The sequence below is a fragment of the Rufibacter tibetensis genome, from assembly GCF_001310085.1.
Taxonomy (GTDB): Bacteria; Bacteroidota; Bacteroidia; order Cytophagales; family Hymenobacteraceae; genus Nibribacter; species Nibribacter tibetensis.
Genome location: NZ_CP012643.1, coordinates 4,884,122 through 4,901,237 on the forward strand (window position 1 = coordinate 4,884,122; position 17,116 = coordinate 4,901,237).

The 17,116-nt window shown below is 40.8% G+C and carries 13 protein-coding genes and 1 pseudogene; 10 read left to right on the forward strand and 4 right to left on the reverse strand.

What is annotated here, in order from left to right:
• The first annotated feature begins 9 nt into the window (after window positions 1-9).
• Together DC20_RS20225 and ald are read left to right on the forward strand one after the other, a co-directional pair.
• Window positions 10-801 carry a DUF1573 domain-containing protein gene (locus DC20_RS20225; RefSeq protein ID WP_062546065.1) on the forward strand — a complete coding sequence of 264 codons (792 nt, stop codon included), beginning with the start codon at window positions 10-12 and terminating at the stop codon, window positions 799-801.
• A gap of 214 nt (window positions 802-1,015) precedes the next feature.
• Window positions 1,016-2,131, forward strand: a complete 1,116-nt coding sequence (ald, locus tag DC20_RS20230) for an alanine dehydrogenase (RefSeq protein WP_062545509.1) — start codon at window positions 1,016-1,018, stop codon at window positions 2,129-2,131.
• Between the two features lie 170 nt (window positions 2,132-2,301).
• Here ald and DC20_RS20235 read toward each other — a convergent pair whose 3' ends face one another.
• Window positions 2,302-2,751 carry a type I restriction enzyme HsdR N-terminal domain-containing protein gene (locus DC20_RS20235; RefSeq protein ID WP_062545510.1) on the reverse strand — a complete coding sequence of 150 codons (450 nt, stop codon included), beginning with the start codon at window positions 2,749-2,751 and terminating at the stop codon, window positions 2,302-2,304.
• A gap of 76 nt (window positions 2,752-2,827) precedes the next feature.
• On the opposite strand from DC20_RS20235, the gene DC20_RS20240 reads away from it, so the two are divergent.
• Both DC20_RS20240 and DC20_RS20245 read left to right on the forward strand, forming a co-directional pair.
• Window positions 2,828-3,598, forward strand: coding sequence for an AMP nucleosidase (locus DC20_RS20240; protein WP_062545511.1), 771 nt, complete (start codon window positions 2,828-2,830; stop codon window positions 3,596-3,598).
• Window positions 3,591-5,243: an amidohydrolase gene (locus DC20_RS20245; RefSeq protein ID WP_062545512.1), complete on the forward strand. Its 1,653-nt coding sequence runs from the start codon at window positions 3,591-3,593 to the stop codon at window positions 5,241-5,243. Before DC20_RS20240 ends, DC20_RS20245 begins: the two co-directional genes overlap by 8 nt.
• Before the next feature lie 93 nt (window positions 5,244-5,336).
• On the opposite strand, the gene DC20_RS20250 is transcribed toward DC20_RS20245, so the two are convergent.
• Window positions 5,337-6,650, reverse strand: coding sequence for an MFS transporter (locus DC20_RS20250; protein WP_245652255.1), 1,314 nt, complete (start codon window positions 6,648-6,650; stop codon window positions 5,337-5,339).
• Between the two features lie 151 nt (window positions 6,651-6,801).
• Here DC20_RS20250 and DC20_RS20255 point away from each other — a divergent pair, with 151 nt between their 5' ends.
• From DC20_RS20255 to DC20_RS20270, 4 genes are all read left to right on the forward strand, one after another.
• The gene (locus DC20_RS20255) at window positions 6,802-7,413 is read left to right on the forward strand and encodes an RNA polymerase sigma-70 factor (protein WP_062545513.1); all 612 of its coding nucleotides are present in this window, start codon (window positions 6,802-6,804) and stop codon (window positions 7,411-7,413) included.
• Between the two features lie 120 nt (window positions 7,414-7,533).
• Window positions 7,534-8,559, forward strand: coding sequence for a FecR family protein (locus tag DC20_RS20260; RefSeq protein ID WP_062545514.1), 1,026 nt, complete (start codon window positions 7,534-7,536; stop codon window positions 8,557-8,559).
• Window positions 8,560-8,593: 34 nt separating this feature from the next.
• Window positions 8,594-9,328, forward strand: a complete 735-nt coding sequence (locus DC20_RS20265; protein WP_169788208.1) for a head GIN domain-containing protein — start codon at window positions 8,594-8,596, stop codon at window positions 9,326-9,328.
• A 404-nt stretch (window positions 9,329-9,732) separates the two neighbouring features.
• Window positions 9,733-12,342, forward strand: coding sequence for a TonB-dependent receptor (locus DC20_RS20270; protein WP_394331552.1), 2,610 nt, complete (start codon window positions 9,733-9,735; stop codon window positions 12,340-12,342).
• A 67-nt stretch (window positions 12,343-12,409) separates the two neighbouring features.
• On the opposite strand, the pseudogene DC20_RS22715 reads toward DC20_RS20270, so the two are convergent.
• Window positions 12,410-13,109: pseudogene (locus DC20_RS22715) on the reverse strand (IS1 family transposase).
• 82 nt (window positions 13,110-13,191) lie between these two features.
• Complete coding sequence (locus DC20_RS20280; protein ID WP_062545518.1) at window positions 13,192-14,670, reverse strand: hypothetical protein; 1,479 nt, start codon at window positions 14,668-14,670, stop codon at window positions 13,192-13,194.
• Between the two features lie 282 nt (window positions 14,671-14,952).
• On the opposite strand from DC20_RS20280, the gene DC20_RS20285 reads away from it, so the two are divergent.
• Window positions 14,953-15,144, forward strand: coding sequence for a hypothetical protein (locus tag DC20_RS20285; protein WP_062545519.1), 192 nt, complete (start codon window positions 14,953-14,955; stop codon window positions 15,142-15,144).
• A gap of 127 nt (window positions 15,145-15,271) precedes the next feature.
• Window positions 15,272-16,999 carry an ABC transporter substrate-binding protein gene (locus tag DC20_RS20290; protein ID WP_083470396.1) on the forward strand — a complete coding sequence of 576 codons (1,728 nt, stop codon included), beginning with the start codon at window positions 15,272-15,274 and terminating at the stop codon, window positions 16,997-16,999.
• The last annotated feature ends 117 nt before the right edge of the window (window positions 17,000-17,116 follow it).

Genomic DNA, 17,116 nt, shown 5'->3' on the forward strand with positions numbered 1-17,116 from the left:
AAAAAATTTATGAAAAAAATCTATCTTTTCCTTTCTCTGGCACTGGTAGTGCTTACTCAAGGGATGGTTTTCGCGCAAGGCGTACTCACCTTTGAAAAAGACATGCATGATTTCGGTAATGTTACCGAAGGTGTACAAGCAATTTACGAATTCAAGTTCAAGAACACCGGAAATCAGCCGGTTATTATTTCCCATGTGCAGGCCTCATGCGGCTGTACTACCCCAGAGTGGCCCAAAGAAGCTATCTTACCTGGTAAAACTGGTGTAGTAAAAGCAGGATATAACAGCGCGGGCCGCCCAGGTGCTTTCAATAAGACCTTGACGGTTACTTCAAATGGAAACCCTGATAATCTTTCTTTGTTTATCAAAGGAACCGTAATTCAGAAAAGTGCTACCCCTGCTCCTTCCAGTGTGTCTGCGGCTGACTTACAGAAATCACCAAAAATTGATATTGCCAGCACGACGTATGACTTCGGAAAATTAGAAAAAGGCCAGAAAGCTACGGCTAAATTCAGCATCAAAAACACTGGAAAATCTGATCTGACAGTGTCTGGATTGACTACTCCCTGCAATTGTGTAGCTTTCAAACTGAGTCCTTCTGTAGTAAAGCCAGGACAATCAGCAAAGTTGGAACTAACTTATAGTCCACAAGTGTTACAAGACAGAATAGAGACAGTAACCCTTGTTTCTAATGATATTACAGGTTCTGCTACCACCCTTACCCTCAAAGCCAAAGTGGTAGAAAACTTGGCAAAACAAAGTTCAGTTAAGGTTAATAAGGCTTCTGTGCCTTTTAAATAGTTTTTTCATAGTTTTATTTTGTACTAATGGCAGTAACGTAGTTGCTGCCTTTTTTTATTTGTGCCGCTCCTATTTTAGCCTTATTTACTAGAAAGAGATTCTAAAGTAAACCTACCCAAACAAACGTTAATTAAAATTCGGAAAGTGTTGCAAATCTGCTGGCAGGTTGCTGTATATTTGAACACTTTTTCACCAACTTATAAAAAATCACAAAATGATAATTGGTCTTCCGAAGGAGATAAAAAACAACGAAAACCGTGTGGCCCTCACCCCCGGTGGCGTAGCTGAGTTTGTTAAGAACGGCCATACTGTATATGTACAGGCTACTGCTGGTGAAGGTAGTGGTTTCTCAAATGAGGAGTACACGGCGGCTGGTGCTACTATTCTTCCTTCTATAGAGGAAGTGTATGCTATTGCCGAGATGATTGTAAAAGTGAAGGAGCCCATTGAGCAGGAATACTCCCTTATCAAAGAAGGCCAATTGTTATTTACCTACTTCCACTTTGCTTCCTATGAGCCGTTAACCCATGCCATGATTGAGCGTAAGGCTACCTGCCTAGCTTATGAGACAGTGGAATTGAAAGACCGTTCATTGCCTTTGCTTATTCCAATGAGTGAAGTAGCCGGACGTATGGCACCTCAGGAAGGCGCAAAATACCTTGAAAAGCCATTAAAAGGTCGAGGTATTCTATTAGGTGGTGTACCGGGTGTAAAACCAGCCAACGTGTTGATCTTAGGGGGTGGTATAGTTGGTACCCAAGCTGCTAAAATTGCCGCTGGTTTTGGTGCCAATGTAACGATCATGGACATCAGCCTTAAGCGTCTGCGTGAACTGGATGACATCATGCCAGCCAACGTGACTACGGTTATGTCAAACCATTACAATATCAAGGAGGCAATCAAAGATTCTGATTTGATTATTGGTGCGGTATTGATCCCAGGCGCAAAAGCTCCTCACCTGATTACCCGCGACATGCTGAAGGACATGCGTCCGGGCACCGTGTTGGTAGACGTAGCCGTTGACCAGGGAGGCTGCATTGAAACCTGCAAGCCTACTACCCATGAAAACCCTACATTCATTATTGATGATGTAGTGCATTACTGCGTAGCCAACATGCCGGGAGCAGTTCCTTACACTTCTACTCTGGCTTTAACTAACGCAACCCTACCATATGCTTTGTTACTAGCGAACAAAGGTTGGAAACAAGCTTGTCTTGAGCGGGATGAACTAAGATTGGGCTTAAATGTGGTAGACGGAAAAGTTGTTTACCCAGGTGTTGCCGAAGCCTTCAACTTACCTTTAACCAACGTAGCCGAATTATTAGCTTAATTGGTAGGTATAAAACAGAAAGGCCTCCTCTTGTAAGCAAGAGGAGGCCTTTCTGTTTTATACCACTTTCACTTTATAAGAGTTTAAGAAGTTCAGAAGGCTGAACTTTATTAAATGATGTATATCAATTTATTATAAAAGTAAACTCACTTTCAAACTTTTATTTCGGATCAGATTTCAAAGAAGGAAGGTAGAACCGGAATAGGTGTTATTTGACCTGTTTCTCTCTGCACGTGCCAGCAATAGTGTTCCCGCCCATTGGTTACCATCAGGTAAGGAGCGGCAATTGTTTGGTTGTACACGGCAACCTGGCGGATGGTTGCTTCTGTGATGGGAACGTAGGGCGCTTTACATTCTACCAGCAGAAGCGGAAATCCTTCTGTAGAGTATACCCTTAAATCAGTACGCTTTTGCAGGGAGTTGTATTTAGTGCCCCGCTCAACACTCATAAGGGTGAGCGGGTATTGCAGGTGCTCATTTAAAAGAAAAATGATGTGCTGCCTCACCCATTCTTCGGGGGTAAGAAGCACATATTTGCGTCTGACTTGGTCAAGGATAAATGTTTTCCCTTCAGAATACTTAAGTTTGTGCGAATATGCCGGCAAAGAAAGCTGATCCATGCTCTAAAAATACTAAGTTAGAAGCAGACCAACTGTTTTTAAGCCGTTTTTCTGATTGTAGAACTAACCTAAACCCATGAAGACAAAACAGGAGATTGTAGAGAACTGGCTCCCGAGGTACACCGGAAGGCCATTGAACGAGTTTGGCGAATACATCTTGTTAACTAACTTCCTCAACTACGTGGTCATGTTTGCCGACCAGTTTGAAGTGGAAATTAAAGGAGCGGACAAGCCTATGCAAACGGCCACTGCCCAAAACATCACCATCATCAACTTCGGGATGGGAAGCGCCATGGCAGCTACGGTAATGGATCTTCTATCAGCCATCAAACCTAAGGCAGCCCTGTTTCTGGGCAAGTGTGGTGGTCTGAAGAAATCTAAATTAGGCGACCTTATCTTACCCATTGCTGCAATTAGAGGCGAAGGTACTTCAGACGATTATCTTCCTCCAGAAATTCCGGCTCTTCCCTCTTTTCGTCTGCAACGGTCGGTTTCCTCTATGATCAAGAAACATGAGATGGACTACTGGACCGGAACGGTGTACACCACCAACCGCCGCGTATGGGAGCATGACGAAGAGTTCAAAGAGTACCTGCGTTCCATCAGGGCTTTAGGCGTGGACATGGAAACTGCTACCATCTTTGTGGTAGGTTTCATGAACGACATCCCTCATGGAGCATTGTTGCTGGTTTCGGATAACCCTATGACCCCAGACGGTGTGAAAACAACTGAAAGTGACCTGCGCATTACTGCAAATTACGTGACCAAACACCTTCAAATTGGAATAGACTCCCTAATGGAACTACGTGATTCTGGTGAATCTGTGAAACACCTGCGCTATGACTAAAAGATTGCGTTATCTGGGCTTATCCGCATTTTTAGGGCTTAGCCTTCTTTCCTCTTCCTGTAGCCGAGGTGAAAAAGCTGATTTGCTGGTCTACAATGCCACTTTGTACACAGTGAATAAAGGGTTTGACAAAGCCCAGGCTTTGGCGGTGAAAGACGGTAAAATTTTAGAAGTGGGCACTTCTGAAGGTCTTCGGAAAAAATACAAAGCCACCGAAGAAATGGATGCGCAAGGCAAGCCGGTGTACCCGGGCTTGATTGATGCGCATGCCCATTTCTTCAGGTATGCCATGAACCTGCGGGAAGCCGATTTGGTGGGCACAACTTCCTTTAGTGAAGTGATCCAGCGCTTACAGGCACAAAGAAAAGAGCTCCCCAATGCGGCATGGCTAACCGGAAGAGGTTGGGACCAGAACGATTGGAAGGTAAAGCAATTCCCAACCAAAGACACATTAGATGTACTCTTCCCTGATGTACCAGTTCTGATTCAACGGGTAGATGGGCACGCTTTTCTGGCTAATCAGAAAGCACTGGATCTGGCAGGCATTACCCCACAAACCACTATCAATGGTGGCAAAGTGGAAGTAGTAAATGGAAAGCTAACTGGCATTCTGGTTGACAACGCAGGCGACCTTGCTTCAAGCAAAATACCCATGCCCTCTCCTTCTGAATTAGCGGTGGTTTTGAAAGAAGCGGAGCAGAACTTGTTTGCCGTGGGGGTAACCTCAGTTGTAGACGCTGGTCTGGAAAAAAGTGCGATTGATTTACTTGACTCCCTCCAGAAAAAAGAGGAATTGGGAATAAGGATTTATGCCATGCTTAGCCCCACTCCAGAGAATAAGAGCTATTTTTTCAAAAAAGGCCCCTATACCACAGAGCGTTTGAATGTAAGGTCTTTCAAAGTTTACGGAGACGGCGCCTTAGGTTCAAGGGGAGCTTGCTTGTTGCACCCGTACTCTGATAAACCTAATGAGACTGGCTTCTTACTGGAAACAGTGCAGCAATACAAAGACTTGGCGGCCGAGCTGTATCAGCACAACTTTCAAATGAATACCCACGCCATTGGGGACTCAGCCAACCGTGTGATTCTGCAGATATACGGCAATCTGCTGAAAGGCAAGAATGACCGGCGGTGGCGCATTGAACATGCTCAGGTTGTAAACCCGGCAGACATTCCATTGTTCGGGCAGTACAGCATTTTACCATCGGTGCAACCCACCCACGCTACCTCAGACATGTACTGGGCCAGCGAACGACTGGGGCTTGACCGGGTGAAGCATGCGTATGCTTTTAAAGCTCTACTACAGCAAAACAACATGATTCCGCTTGGGTCAGATTTTCCGGTGGAACACATTAATCCGTTGTATGGGTTTCATTCAGCCATAGCCAGGCAAGATGCTGAAAACTTTCCGGCTGGAGGGTTTCAGATGGAGAATGCCTTGACCCGCGAAGAGGCTTTGAAAGGCACTACCATTTGGGCGGCTTACGCTAACTTTGAAGAAAAGCAGAAAGGTAGCCTTGAGCCCGGAAAAGTAGCAGACTTTGTGATCTTAGACCAGGACATCATGACCATCAAACCTGAGTCCATTAGGGGCGTTAAGGTGCTCAGCACCTATTTGAATGGTCAAAAAGTTTTCGGTCAGTAATAAGTTTAACACTACTTTTCTAAAATCGGCCTATAAACAAGAGAGGGCATCTGGTTTTCCAGATGCCCTCTCTTGTTTATCAATTGGCAGAAACTAAGCGACTGTAGGAGTAACAGGTGCTAATTTGTTTGTTTTAATAGAGAGCAGGGCAATCAAACCAATCACGAAAAAGACTAACAATGTTAGAATACTGTTCCGCATAGAGCCAAAGATCTGCTCAGTAATTCCAAAGGCTAAGGTACCTAATGCCAGGCCTACTTTGTCGCAGATATCATAGAAACTGAAGAAGGAAGCGTTATCTGTAGTTTCTGGTAATAGCTTGCTGTAGGTAGAACGGGAAAGCGCCTGTACGCCGCCCATCACTGCTCCTACTACAAAAGCCAGCACATAATATTGGTTTCCGGTAGTTACAAAGAAAGCGCCTATGGTAATTCCTACCCATACAATCACGGCATATACCAAAGCCATGGTATTCCCTATTTTCCCAGAAAGCCAGGCAAAGAAATAAGCTCCACCTATAGCTACGGCTTGTATAATCAATAATACGGTGATTAGTGCCGTATCTGGCAAGTTCAATTCTTTAGATCCAAACAATGAAGCTACGTACATCACTGTCTGCACGCCCATGTTATAGAAAAAAAAGGCCAACAAGAAACGTTTCAGCAAAGGCAGTTCTTTCAGCATGCTGAAGACTTTCCCTAATTCCCGGAAGCCATTCAAGAGGTAGCCTCCCTCCTTTTCTTTTCCTTTTGTATTGTTGGGCAGGTAAGCAAAGGAGTACTGTGAGAAGCCAAACCACCAAAGCCCAGTCATCAGAAAAGATATTCTTGCGGGTAATCCTTTGTCCTCAATGCCTACTGCTTCAGGAAATAAGACCAAGGCCAGTGAGAGAATCAACAGGATCATGCTTCCTATGTAGCCCAAAGAGAACCCGCGGGCACTTAGTTTGTCAAAGTTTTCTTCTGTGGCAATCTCTGGCAGATATGCATTGTAGAAGACAATACTTCCACTAAACCCGATGGCCGCGATCATAAACAGCAGCACCGAAATGGAGAAAGTGGCTTCCGTAAAAAAGAACAATCCCATACAGGCAGAAGAACCCATGTAGCAAAAAAAGCGCATGAAGGATTTCTTGTTCCCCCCGTAATCGGCAATGGCTGTCAACAAAGGACTCAAAAAAGCTATAATTAGGAAAGCTCCTGTCAAGGCATAACTGTACAATACGGAGGCTGCTATGTCTAAACCAAAAAAACTGACTACCCCCCTATTCACTCCTTTGGTAAGGGCTACATAGTAGATAGGAAAAATGGCGGTGGTAATAACAAGTGAGTAAACAGAATTGGCCCAATCATAAAAGCACCAGGCTCTTAATACTTTAGGGTCATTTTTAGTTGTGGTTTGCATCATGGCGGCAGTTCTGCCCGGAGTTAGCTTATTTAAACGTTCTAGTTAAGAAAAAAAATGAAAATGTAGTGAATACTTGTTTGATTTTTTGCAGAAATTTTAGGATAGGATTTAGGATATTTTATCTTTGCACTACACTATAAATGATGTTGTTATGGGTACACCTCTACTTACCCAAGACCAGGAGTTGCACGCCCTGCTCAAAACTAATGAAGCGCTCTTTATGGAAACTCTGTTTAAACAGTACTATACGTTACTGTGCAGAACAGCGGTGCGCTTCACCAAAGACACTGAGTCTGCGGAAGACCTAGTGCAAGAAGTTTTCTGTAAGATCTGGCAGAACCGCGAGGTGCTGGAGGTAACCACATCTTACAAAGCCTATCTGGTAAGATCTGTCACGAACCAGGCCTTGAATTACATTGAGAAACAAAAACGATTAGTTTTAGCGGAAGACACCACTCCTTTTGAATCCAGCCTTTCAGCCAATACCACTATGGAATTAATTGCGGGCACGGAGATGGAAGGCCGTATTCAGCAAGCATTGGAGGCTTTACCTCCGCAGTGCCGTCTCATTTTTGAAATGAGCCGGTTTGAGGAGTTAACTTATAAAGAGATTGCCGATACACTTCAGCTGTCTCCAAAAACCGTTGAAAATCAAATGGGAAAAGCCTTGCGCATATTACGCGAGCACTTATTAATGCTATTTATAACCTCATCATTTTTAGCAGAGGTAGAACTTAGCACCAAAACATTAACATTTCTTTAACAAAATACTGAAGTAGTCATAGGGGTTGTGTGCCCTTTACCTGTCATATAGACACTACGACACTAACACAACATGACACAAACAAAACTTAACAACCACGAGAACCCAGAATGGGTCTTGATGGCCAAAGCGTTGCGTGGAGAATTGTCTGAAGAAGAACAATTTGCCTTCACCGCTTGGTTAAATGAAGACGACAGTCACACACAGCAATGGACAGAAGCGCTTGAAGTTTGGGATGAAGTAGGCACTGAACAAAATCTCACCTTCCAACCAAACGCCGACCTAGCCTGGGAGAAATTCTGCACAAAAGTTGAAATGCCTTCTGAGACTAAAGTTATTCCTCTAATTCCTATCAAGGCGGAGGAAATTTTTGATAATCGGCAGGAAGCAGTTGAAAAAAGTTTTTTCCAATGGAACAGTCTGTACAAGTATGCAGCAGCCTTTGTTTTGGCCGCCGGCTTAGCTTGGTTAGGATATCTGCAGTTTAACAACTCTACCGCCTGGACTCAGGTTGCTACTACCGCAGGACAACGTCAGCTTATCAACTTACCTGATGGAAGCCAGGTTACCTTGAATGAAAACTCCACCCTTAAGTACCTCTCCTCTTTTGATGGAAATGAGCGTAACGTGGAGTTAAATGGTGAGGGATTCTTTGAAGTAGAGAAGAACCCTTCCAAACCCTTTGTGGTTAAAAGCGGCAATGCTCAGACCAAAGTATTAGGTACTTCCTTTAATGTAAGGGCTGTCACCGGGGAATCTACAGTTTCAGTAGCTGTAGTTACCGGGAAAGTAGCCCTCTCCTCCTTAAAAGATAACCAACAGGTAGTACTTACCCCAGGGTATACTGGTCAACTATCTTCTAATGGTCAGTTAAACAAAATAACAACTTTAGAAAGTGCTGCTCCTGTTTGGCGTACCTTAACTTTTAAGAATTCGTCTATCAAATCAGTTGTACATGATTTAGAACAGTACTTCAAGGTTTCTATTGAGGTCTCTAACGAGAACCTACATAACTGTACGTTTACAGGTACTTTTGAAAATCCAGATCTAAAAGAGGTACTGACTGTACTTGCAGCTTCTTCAGATTTGAAGATAGGTAACACGAAAGAAGGGTCATACACACTTGAGGGAGCTGGATGCCAGTAATAGTATGGTCAGCAATGACCTTTTAAATAACACCATGTTCCTTAAACCTTTATTGAAGTACCTTTTAATTTGCTTTTCTTTAAGTCTGGTTACTTCCTGTGATATTTTAGGTTCAGGGTTTTGCATTGAAGGGCAAGGTGAGACTAAAAAGGAATTCAGGGATGTATCTGCTTTCAAGGGCGTTGATCTTAGATTACCTGGTAACGTGATAATCACAGGCGGTCCCAAAACTGAGATCAGCATAGAAACTTTTGCCAACCTATTGCCTGAAATTACAACAGAACTAGAAGGTTCAACTCTTGTGATCAGATCAGAGTCTTGCCTTGAATTCACTAATGACGAAGCAACCATCCATATTAGCCTTCCCAATATTGAAAACGTAGAACTTAAAAGTTCAGGGCAAATAAGAGTACAGTCCGTAAAATCTCCCAAGAACTTAAAACTGAATTTGTCTGGGTCTGGAAAGATACACTACTTGGGTAGTACAGTTAAAATCAATGCTTTAAACAGCGGTTCAGGTGATATTGTATTAGAGGGTTTTGCTAATACATTAGAAACTAAGGTGAGCGGATCTGGCAGAATGGAAGGCTACTCCCTCAATGCAGACTCCGTAAGGGCAGTCTCCACAGGTTCAGGACACCAATACCTTTGGGTAAGCCGAGTTCTTGATGCCTCTGTTGAAGGAAGCGGTAACATTTATTTCCGTGGTCACCCATTTTTGCGCACAACAATCACTAAAGGCTCCGGAAAAGTTATTGATGATAATTAGAAATAAAGGACAGTTAAATTTAGCTGTCCTTTATTTCTAATTATCATAAACCCTACTCATTCCTTTCATAATTAACTTTGTACCATAGAGAATATCATTATAGTATGTTTTCAACTAACACAATGAACCAAGCTTTGATGTACAACTAATTTGGCCTCATTTTGATCACTACTTTTTAAAGTAGATAAGTTTTAAAGCAGTTTTCAAGTTTCTAATTAAGAATCTTCTATAAATACTCAACTTTAAGTAGTGTAATTTTAATATACTATTTTGTAAGTATTCATGAATTATGGAAATTAGCAAATCGGCACTCCTCCCCCGCTAAGAACCTTCAATTCAACATTTAAGCTTTGCGTAGACAAGCTTCCATATTACTCTGGACCTTTTTTCTGATACTCGTTAACTTGAGGTCAGAGGCTCAGGAGCTTTCTACTGAATCGGTCATATCTTATTCCTATCAAGGTAAACCCTTAGATCAAGCTCTACTTGATCTTCAGAAGCGGTACAATCTCAACTTTTCATATAGCAATAGCCAACTTTCTCTAAAAAGTTCTGTCACCTGCAGTGCCAATTCTCTGCCTTTGGAGAAAGCTTTGCAGGTTTTTTGTGTTTGCGCCAATTTGACCTTTCAAATTATTGGAGAGCAGATTGTACTTAAGGCAAAATCAGAAATTACACAATCAACAGCCCTAAAAACCTACACGCAAACATTAAGAGGGAAAGTTTTAGATGCTGGACTAAATACCCCCTTAATAGGGGCAACAGTCATTCTTCTTTCAGTAGACCCTTCACGTGCGGTGAGTACTGGTATTGATGGCTCCTTTTCCCTGGAACAACTTCCTATTGGTAGGCACTTCATCAAGGTTAAATACCTGGGGTATAAAGACGGGGAGGTTGCCAACATCCTGGTAGTTTCTGGGAAAGAAACTATTATTTCAGTTCAATTAGAGGAAAGCTTTATTGAGCAATCTGAAGTATTGGTTGTTGCAGAGCGGGACAAAACATTACCTCAAAACTTACTGATTTCTTCCAGTGTTCATACCCTTAGAACTGAAGAAATAAATCGCTTTGCCGGATCAAGGCAAGATCCTAGCCGCATGGCTGCGAACTATGCAGGAGTTTCCAGTGCCTCAGACCAACGAAACGATCTTATAGTTCGGGGCAACTCTCCTCTAGGTGTGCTTTGGCGTTTGGAGGGTGTAGAAATTCCTAATCCTAACCACTTCACTTTCACTCCCAATACAGGAGGAGCTTTCAGTCTTCTAAATAATAACCTTCTGGCCAACTCAGATTTTTTAACTGGAGCCTTTCCAGCTGAATACGGAAACAGGATTGGGGCTGTTATGGATATTCGCTTAAGAGAAGGTAACAATAAAAAGGTTGAAAATACGCTCCAACTAGGTCTTAATGGAATGGAAGTAGTCACAGAGGGACCTTTTGTGAAAAAATGGGGAGGATCTTTCCTGGGAAGTATGCGACTGTTCACCTTTCGTCCCTTAGAAAAATTAGGAGTAGATATAGGATATCAGGGCCTACCTCGTTACCAAGATGGTTCCTTTAAAGTAGTTTTACCAACACCTAATGCTGGCAAGTTCTCTGCTTGGGGGATAGCGGGCAGTAGTAATGTGACCATATATGACATTGATGAAGACACCACCACATGGGGCAAAGTTCGCTACCGTCTGGAACCTACGTTAAACAACCAAATGTATGCTTTTGGGCTCCACCACACTTATTCTAATATCCCTAAAACAGTAACAGAACTAATTGTATCAACTTCAGGCAGCCAGGTTGAAGCTACAAGTATTGCCACGTATAGAAATCTTATTGCCAAGTATTATTATTATTTGCGCAACTATGAGAAACAGCTAATCACAAAATTAAGCGTCACCCATAAACCATACCACCGGCTTCTACTTAAGGGTGGAGTTACCTGGCAAAAAATGTATTACAATAACCAGGAAGTCATGTACCAGGATAAAAGAGATGTTTATGAAATTCCATTGGATGCTCAGGGTTCCGCCGCTCTTTTACAAGGATATGTTCTGGCAAAATACACTGTATCACCAAGGTTTGATGTTCAAACTGGTCTCTATTCTCAAAAATTCTCAATTGGCCAAAGGACCGCAGTAGAGCCAAGGATTTCCTTGGATTACTACTTATCAGATGCTCAGAAGCTCTATCTTTCAGCTGGCCTCCATAGCCAAACCCAGCCGTTGGTCTATTATGAATATCGGTTCTTTTCTCAAGAGAAGCCCGAATACAACCAACCGTACAACCAATTAGATTTTACCAGAAGTAAACAACTGGTTTTAGGTTACAACTACAACCATAATTCTATCTGGCGCTTTAAAGCTGAAGCTTATTTTCAAAACCACTTCAGAGTACCGGTGAGTAAACGAGAAGGCGAAGAAGCCTTTTCTATGTTAAATTTAGGGACTGACTACAGCTTTGTTACCGTAGACAGTGTTGTAAGTAATGGAACTGGTAAAAATTATGGTATTGAATTTACTGGTGAACGATTTTTAAAGAAAGGCTTTTACACGTTAGGTAACCTTTCCTTATTGAAATCTACCTTCACTGGAGGAGACGGAAAAGAAAGGCCAACTGCCTTTAGCATAGGTTTTATTTCTAACTTGTTAGTGGGTAAAGAATTCAACCTTGATACAGAGAAACGTCACCACTTTTCTGTAGACTTAAGGATTAACTATGCCGGAGGGAGAAGGTATATTCCTATTGATAGTTTAAAGACGGGTATGGAGCAGTCGGATAAAATCCATTACGATATTTCCAATGCTTACGAAAAACAACTAAAAAATTATTTCAGAACAGATGTACGTTTCTCTTATCAATTAAATACCCAAACAACAACTCATTGGATTTTTGCGGCAGCCGATAACTTCTTAAACAATAAAAATGAATTATACCACGGCTGGGATTTAGAAGAGAATAAATCTGTTACTTTTTATCAAATTGGTATTTATCCCTATTTAGGATACCGCATACAATTTTGAAAATAGATTAAAAGCTGCAGTATGCATTAAATGTATTTTAAAAATATATAAGATTTAAGGTTGTGGTCTACAATGTATGATGGTTTCGGTAGTAAAATATTAGCTTCATAGCGTTATAGTGATTTTGTTTTTTTTTCGAGTAACAAGCCGTTTTCCTGACTATTCTTCTGTTCCTAGTCCTCAAGCACAGGTTCACCCCCTCAATGTTCTTGGTGTAGGCCTTTCCCACCAGGTGCTTTTCCGGTGGGAGTACCTGGTGGGAAAGGCCAGTCATCGGAGCAAAGCCAACCGATGTTTAGTGGCTGCAGTTGCCTGTAAAGCTTTCTGACCGTATTCTGGCTGCGGTTCCCCCAACTCCAGGCCAGCACCTCGTCGGTTTCCGGTGCGTAGGCGTAAAAAAGCCACCTCTTGCGCTTCTTGCGCTGGCCAACAAAGGTCCACACCTCATCCATCTGCACTGACTTGTATGCTTCGAGGCGGGGCTTTACCTGTAGGCTCTCCGCCTTCTGGTTCAGCCACCTGAGCACCGTTTGCCGGTGTACGCCTGTCACTTCTTCAACGTCGCGGCCGCCGGAATTGCGCACCAGCATGCCCAGCACCAGCTGTCTAACCGCTGGCCGGCAGCCAGCCTTCGCATACTCAAGCTGGAACTGCTTTCGGCGAAGCCGGCACATAAAATTCTGCCTGCCCGTACGCTTCATGCCGTTTTTCACTACTTTCACTCCGTGCCAGTAGGGGCAGTTTACCCGGATAGTTATCTCGCACATAACTTCCAGAAAACACTCTTGCTGTCCTACTTATTCCAACATCATACATTGTAGACCACAACCAGATTTTTTATTCAATAATCTAAGCGTTTAAAGCAGTTTTCTTAATTTTCTCTAAAGCTAATTCCCATAAATGCTCATATGGGATAATTTCAATTTCTGCGTAGGCGTCTCCTGGGGTGGGAGTACGTTGTAATTTTTGATACAAATAAAGACCTTTTTTTTGTGTTGTTAAGTAATCAAAATTAGATCTAACTAACACATTCAATAATTTGAAAAAAGTGCGGCTACGCTCGCTAAAACTGTCTTTAAAATGATGTAATGCATATTTTTTCAAAGAATCAACCCTATACTCCAAAGCTTCATAATCACTTATTTCAAGGTAATACATTACCTGCAAAATAACTATAGCCACATTAAATCCTTCCTTATCCTTGCTGTATTCAGAAGTATTCAATACTAATGATTGCCACTTTAAAGGCTGATCTACTAAAGGGTGGACAAAATGGAGGTAAGCTTCAAATAAAATCCATCTTTCCTGAGCGTATTTATTTATCTTTTTGATAAAAGTGTTCTCCTGAACTTGATGTAATAGCATATGTGCTACCTCATATTTCTTAGCATGAATGGCTAAAAGAGTATAGTTCTCCATGAAAGCAAACCAGTTGTTGCTTGAAGGAGTAAAAGAAGGTAAATACGCATTAGCTAAGGCTAAACCCTCTTCCAGCTTCTTAGCTCGTAAATAGGCATAAACTTGTATAAACTTATTAAACCTATGATCAAACCTTTTAGAAACATTATCAAAGTCTTTGATTACCTCTTCAGAATACGTAGTTAAACTTACAATTTCATCAAAATTGCCATTTAATTCATGCAACCACATCGATATTCTGTAATAATAATTAAAAGTATCAAAGGTTTTCGCTTTCTGCCATAATGAATTCATCTTTTCCAGGACATCATTCACCTTTACCAGGTATGCTTTGCGAGCTACAATAGAATGGCTGAGCTCAATACTTGCCTCAGAGAAAAACATCTCCGCCTCTTGATCAGCAGCCACTTTTAACATCACATTATCTAATTGCTTAACAGCTTTATAAAATAAGTTTCTTTCTTTTAAATTAACATATGATTGAATGATCGCTTTCAGACATAAAGAGGAAATATAATTAAAATCGTATTCCGTAGCTTTAGCTAGAGCCTGCTTAAGCAGGGGTAAAGCAAGGTCATTACCTCCAGAGTCTATCAACACTCTTGCTTGTAATAGCTTTGCTAAGCAGCCTTGCTCTACAGCATGTGGAGCTTGGATACTTTCATTCTTTTCATCTACTAAAAAGAGTTGATTCATTAATTTTTTCCGCAATCTGGATTTAATCATTTTCAATCCACCCTTCTCTTGCCCATCTGGATAGAGAAATGATATAGCAGAATTGTCATCCACAATATTTCCCGAGGATATTTCCTGATATAAACGCTTTTCTTTTGATTTACTAGAAAATAATTGTGCAGGATTCCCTATCCTTTTATCAATTATTTGAATTAATTTGATTAATTCATCCATATTTTAATTTAAGGTATAGTACCGTCTGAATTACTTTTGACTATAAATAAGTTTTAAATATAATAACTATATGGAACACTATAAAGGAAAAAATGTTACAGATAAGCATAAAAACATTAAAAATTTATTTATAACTATGCCTTTTATATCTATCTATACGTTTATAAAAGTATTATATAAAAATTTCTTTAAATCTTTATAGTGATTATTATCACCAATCTTTCCTTTAGCGCGTCATTCAAATTATCCACTTTTGCAATGAACTCTATAACTAATTAAATCATGATAGAATTACTTCTCGCTCTGCTCCTGCAACTTACAGTATTAACAGGAAGTCAAAATGACAAAAACCATAAAGATCCAAACACAAATTCCACTACCACTACAACCCAAACAGGCACCACTGCTACAGGTGGAACAGATACTAAATTAAACAGCAAAGGTGGTTCAGGCACTTGGGACAACCGCGATTAAATAGATATATTATAACCTACACTACTATATTTAACCTTTTCGATAAGGTTATTATAAGTGAGCCAAGGCAAATTGAGGCAAGTTTTGTAATATTGAGCAGGGCGAATGCCTGTAATATTTGCTCTATATGAAAAATAACTGTGCTAAAAGCCTTGGCTTGCTTTTTTTATGGCTTTTATCTTCTTGCTCAACTCCTTCCAAGGATGACTCTACTATCATAATACGCTTAGCTCAAGATCCAGTATCCTTGAACCCAATAAGTTATGGCAACGGTCACTCCCTTCAACTACTAAACTATATTTACCAAAGCCTCCTAGTAACAGAATTAAAAGACAAATCTATAAAGCCTTTGCTGGCAGTAGATTTACCAACAATTAGGAGAGATGATACAAGTTCATATTTCACCTTCACCATAAGGCCTGAAGCAAACTGGGATAACAACTCACCTGTAACGGCAAAAGATGTGGCTTTCTCTCTAAAGTTACTTCACAGCCCACTGTTGGAGAATGAAAGGTGGAGGGCCCAGTTTGACTTTATTCAAGACATTCAACTTTCTCCTACCAATCCTAAAGTTTTTACATTAGTCTGCAAGGGGTATACACCTGAAATGAAACTAATGACTGGGGACTACTTTGTACTTCCTGCTTACCTTTTTGATCCTAACGGGATTATCTCTAATGTCCCTTTTAGATTGATCAGACAAAGGTTTGATTCACTATCTACAACCACAACCTTTAAATCATTTTCAAAACTAATAAACAATTCAAATTTGGCGAGAGACACCGCCTTCATCAAAGGAAGTGGTCCTTATAGAATAACCAAATGGAACTCTGGCCAAATAGTTGTATTAGACAAGAAGAAATCTTGGTGGGGGAACAAAGCAGAAAAAGGAAAAAATGTTTTAAATAACAATCCTTCTCGCTTGTTTTTCCAGATAATCCCAGACAATGCTGCTGCCATTCTAGCACTTAAAACAAGGCAGATAGATGTAATGGACAATGTACCTCTTGTTTCATTTCTTGAAATGCAGAAAGACCTCAAATACAAAGAGTTCTACAACTTTCACTCTCCTCCATCTTATGATTTAGTATATATAGGAGTAAATGGGAAAAAGAAAATTTTTGAAGATAAACAAACAAGGCAGGCTTTAGCACATCTTTTTAATACTTCTCAATTAATCTCCTCCGTTCAGGGTGGTTTGGCTACTTCAACTGTCGGATTAGTTCACCCTCAAGAAGAAGAATTCTACAACTCAGAATTAAAGAAGTTGGAATTTGATCCTAACAAAGCTAAAACACTTTTACGATTAGCTGGCTGGCAAGAAACTACAGAGGGTTGGCAAAAGACAATAAGAGGCAAGCTAGAGAAGTTGCACATGAACCTTATTTATAGGGGGGGCAATTCTGATTTTGAAAACATAGCTTTACTTTTCAAGCAAAATGCCCTTAAAATTGGAATAGTGGTAACACTTCAGCCAATGGAAAGTAGTCAAATAGGTGAAAAGCTTCAAAGTAAGAATTTTGACCTATTTATCAGAACACTGATGGGCAATCCTTATTTTTACAATTTTATTCCTTTACTGCATTCTTCAAACTCCAAAGAAGGTGGAGGGAATATAACAGGTTTTGGCACCCCTGCTACAGATTTATTATTGGAACAAATAGCAGAGGAAGAACACATAATAGAAAAGGCATCTCTTTTGAAGGAACTTCAGAGAAAAATGCAGGAGGAGAGTAATATGATTTTTCTTTACTTCATGAAGAACAGGATTGCTATATCTAAACAGATTGATTCTGTAGTAGTATCAGGTATAAAACCAGGTTATGATGTTACCAGATTTATAAAAAAGAAATAAGCTTTGATGTTTATTTTCAGATTTTGCTTCAAAACTATACGGCTCATAATTACTCTCTGGATTACTGTATCTTTTGTTTTTATACTTAGTCATTTCCTTCCTATAAACAAAGCACCT

Coding starts and splice junctions, on each gene's coding strand:
- DC20_RS20290 (WP_083470396.1), top strand. CDS start 15,272: ATGAAAAATAACTGTGCTAAAAGCCTTGGCTTGCTTTTTTTATGGCTT.
- DC20_RS20245 (WP_062545512.1), top strand. CDS start 3,591: ATGACTAAAAGATTGCGTTATCTGGGCTTATCCGCATTTTTAGGGCTT.
- DC20_RS20260 (WP_062545514.1), top strand. CDS start 7,534: ATGGCCAAAGCGTTGCGTGGAGAATTGTCTGAAGAAGAACAATTTGCC.
- DC20_RS20280 (WP_062545518.1), bottom strand. CDS start 14,670: ATGGATGAATTAATCAAATTAATTCAAATAATTGATAAAAGGATAGGG.
- DC20_RS20235 (WP_062545510.1), bottom strand. CDS start 2,751: ATGGATCAGCTTTCTTTGCCGGCATATTCGCACAAACTTAAGTATTCT.
- ald (WP_062545509.1), top strand. CDS start 1,016: ATGATAATTGGTCTTCCGAAGGAGATAAAAAACAACGAAAACCGTGTG.
- DC20_RS20265 (WP_169788208.1), top strand. CDS start 8,594: ATGTTCCTTAAACCTTTATTGAAGTACCTTTTAATTTGCTTTTCTTTA.
- DC20_RS20225 (WP_062546065.1), top strand. CDS start 10: ATGAAAAAAATCTATCTTTTCCTTTCTCTGGCACTGGTAGTGCTTACT.
- DC20_RS20250 (WP_245652255.1), bottom strand. CDS start 6,650: ATGATGCAAACCACAACTAAAAATGACCCTAAAGTATTAAGAGCCTGG.
- DC20_RS20240 (WP_062545511.1), top strand. CDS start 2,828: ATGAAGACAAAACAGGAGATTGTAGAGAACTGGCTCCCGAGGTACACC.
- DC20_RS20255 (WP_062545513.1), top strand. CDS start 6,802: ATGGGTACACCTCTACTTACCCAAGACCAGGAGTTGCACGCCCTGCTC.
- DC20_RS20285 (WP_062545519.1), top strand. CDS start 14,953: ATGATAGAATTACTTCTCGCTCTGCTCCTGCAACTTACAGTATTAACA.